Origin of the sequence: Methylobacterium goesingense (assembly GCF_022179225.1) — a bacterium.
In the GTDB taxonomy this organism is placed as follows: domain Bacteria; phylum Pseudomonadota; class Alphaproteobacteria; order Rhizobiales; family Beijerinckiaceae; genus Methylobacterium; species Methylobacterium goesingense.
This window is the reverse complement of sequence record NZ_BPQL01000227.1, coordinates 1-2,983: the sequence shown is the minus strand read 5'-3', so window position 1 is coordinate 2,983 and position 2,983 is coordinate 1. Positions and strand designations below refer to the sequence as shown.

The 2,983-nt window shown below is 64.9% G+C and carries 2 protein-coding genes; both read right to left on the bottom strand.

Going from position 1 to position 2,983, the window contains the following annotated elements:
- Positions 1-5: 5 nt before the first annotated feature.
- The gene (locus MFF30_RS25370) at positions 6-2,120 is read right to left on the bottom strand and encodes a hypothetical protein (protein WP_238283000.1); all 2,115 of its coding nucleotides are present in this window, start codon (positions 2,118-2,120) and stop codon (positions 6-8) included.
- Entirely contained in the window at positions 2,117-2,707 is a 591-nt protein-coding gene (locus MFF30_RS25365; RefSeq protein ID WP_238282998.1) for a DEAD/DEAH box helicase family protein, read from the bottom strand. The genes MFF30_RS25370 and MFF30_RS25365 overlap by 4 nt, the downstream gene beginning before the upstream one ends.
- Positions 2,708-2,983 lie beyond the last annotated feature (276 nt).

Below are 2,983 nucleotides of genomic sequence, written 5' to 3'. Positions count from 1 at the left end.
CGCGTTCATCGTGCTGCCCTCCCGATGGTGCCGCGTCGGCGCAGGCCCGTGAGGATGCCCTTGATCTCGCCCCGACGTTTATGGGGCGATCGTGCGTATCCCGCCTCCGCGTAGAGCGTCGTCCTAAGCTCGGACTCGTCGAGGCCAGCACGGTGCAGCGCTGCCCCCAACCGGAAGAACTCTGCGTGACCGGTGCCGGGGATGACGGCAGTTCCATGCCACCGCTCGACAGCCTCGGCGATCCAGCCCGCCCGGCGTTCGGCCAGGGTCTGGGTCGTTTGCTCAGCCAGCGCCTGCCGAACCTCCCCAAGCTGTGCCATGACCTGTGCGACGGTGATCCTCGATGACGTCGTGGCGGACGTCGCAGGGACGATGGGCTCAGGATCGGGCCTCAGGCTGAGGATGCACGTCTCGATCCACTGGTGAAGATCGAGTGGCCCACGCTTCGGATCACCGTCGCCGTAGTCGATGAAGAACGCGTCCGCCGGGTCCTTGGGCTGACAGGGTAGGTAGAACAGCGAGGCGGCGTTGAACTTCGACTCGTCGAAGCCGTGGCAGCGCCGGTCCTTGATGCTGGGCCGCTTCTCCAACTGGCGCTTGCCCCAGAACCCAGCCCGGTTCAGCACCCGCTCGATCTGCCCCAGGATCAAGGCGTGCACGTCCATGCTCATCGCGCAGGACGTCGGGATGAAGGCGCGCCAGCGTGGCAGGGCTGCGGTGCTCGAAGCCGTGTTCCAGACCACGATCCGCAGGTATGGGAACAGATCGACGAAGGCGGCGTGAGTCAGGTCGCCGCCGTCGTTGTCCAGCCAGATGCCGCGCAGGTGCGTGACGTTGTCGAGACCACGTCCGGTCCCGGTCGCCTTGCTGGGGTCGAAGTGCGCAGGCGAGAACACGCCCGCGTCTGCCTTGGCGACGACGCGCTCATGCAGAGCCAGGAGGCCCGCCACGAAGGCGTCGTCGTCCTCGTAGTCCACGTGGTCGAGGGGCACCGAGTCGTAGATGGAGCCGAAGGCCGTGCCGCAGGTCAGAGGCGGCGCCGAAGGCGTCGGTGAGGCCGTGACGGAATCCCCTTCTCTTAAGGAGATATCGTCACGCGCGAACTCGCGCATCTCAGCCCGGACCTCTTGGTCGAAGAAGGGGTAGCGCCCCGTCGCCAATGAGGTGGCGTTGATCAGGTCGAGTTGGGCGAGCAGCTTGCGCTTCTCGCCATCCCGATGCGCCTGCGCCTTGGCCGCGCCGTTGGCGTGCTGACGCGGTCGACCTGCTTTGCCCTTGCGCGGGATCACGCCCATGCCGGGCAGCGGCTCGACCGCTGCGCCGGGGAACAGATCGGCCAGCCACTCGGCCGTATCCCGATCCATCACCACGACGCGTTTGAGCGTCGTGTCGGCTGGGTTCCGGATTGAGCAGCGCATCACCGCCTGATAGGCGGCCGTGCGGTAATGGGCCGTGCGCACCTCCTCGCCGCTGATGCCGCGCCCCTCCATGAAGCCGAAGTGGGCAGGCGGCGGATTCAGTGCCGAGAGCACCACCACGTTGTGATGACCCTGATACGAGTTCAGCCCGTGCGGTGTGTTGGGCAGCCGATCCGCTCCAACCTGGGCGAAAAAGTCGTTGCCCAGATCGGTGTTGCCCATCCAGATGAAAGGCTCCGAGCCAACGAGCGCACCCACGGCCTGCCGGACGCGGTCGAGAACCGTGGCCTCCTCGCCCTCAATCCGCTTGTCCCGGTAGCGCTTCGACCACGCTTCCTCGGCCGCGTAGAGGATCGTGATGCGATCCCCATGCTCGTGCTTCAGGTAGCGCAGGTCCTTGCTGAGACGCCCTCCGACTGGCTTCAGGACGATGCCCTGGGCCGTGAAGAGGCGGTAGAACATCGTGTCTGTCATGCACGCTGAGGCGACCAGGGCCTGCTTGAACCCAGCGAAGATCGAGGGCCTGAGCAGCGAGTAGGTGCTGACCGAGCATCCCTCCTTCTCCCCTCGGATCAGGCGCTCGTATCCGGCCTGATCCGCATAGACCTGCCAATCGTTAGAGGTGATCCGGTGCGCGAGGGGGCCGAGCACCTTGAGCAGGTCGTCGCCATTCTTGTTGCGGGCGATCTTGGAGGCGCTCATCGAGCATCCTCCTGAGTCGCGATGGCATCCTCAGCCGTGACGAGGCGGCCGTAGGATGCTCCCCCCGGCACAAGCGTGAGGAACGGTGTGATCAGGTGGTGCGTGTCGGGCAGGCACAACTCATGGAAGCAGTCCACCTGCGGGACCTCGTCCATGATGAGAGTCCAGTCGGCCTTCCGCTCGATGAAGGGGATCAGAAGGAAGGCCGCGTGGGTGATGAAGACGATCTCCCCATGATCCGCAGGCGTAACCTGGAAGTGGGTGACGATCTCCGCGATCACCGACTTGGACGTCGGGGTGCAGCCGCCATGGATCGACCGCACTGAGTAGGGCGGATCGAGTGGCCGGAGTTCGTCGGCGATGGTCTTGGTGATGAGGTGCTTCGTCGGCTGGACGAAGAGAACCTTCTGGCCGAACCGGGCAAGCCGATCAGCATAGCGAGCGCACGCACGGGTTTTTCCCGCGCCCGCCAAGGCGTCGAAAATGTGGATGGTCACGAAAAAACTTTCTGGAAAAACAGATCGTTGGAATGGGTAGAAGCGGACGCACCGTACGGAATCGACCGGATCGCGGATCGCCAGCGCCATGTCCCGGCGGCAATTGCCGGGCTGTCTCAGCGCTGATGAAGGCGACCCACCGTGCGGGCCGGGGCACCAACGTGCCCCGACGACACTTATCGCAAACTCATCGATCGGCTGGCGATATTAAAATGCAGCGGGCTCGGTTCGACCCCACGCCCAAGCCGAAGCATCAGCCCGCAGCTTGACCGGCACACTCACGGTGTTACCCATCGAGGCCGGGATCGAGAGCACTGACGGCACAGGGAAAATGATGAGCGTCGGCTCATCCCGCTCCCTCCGCCA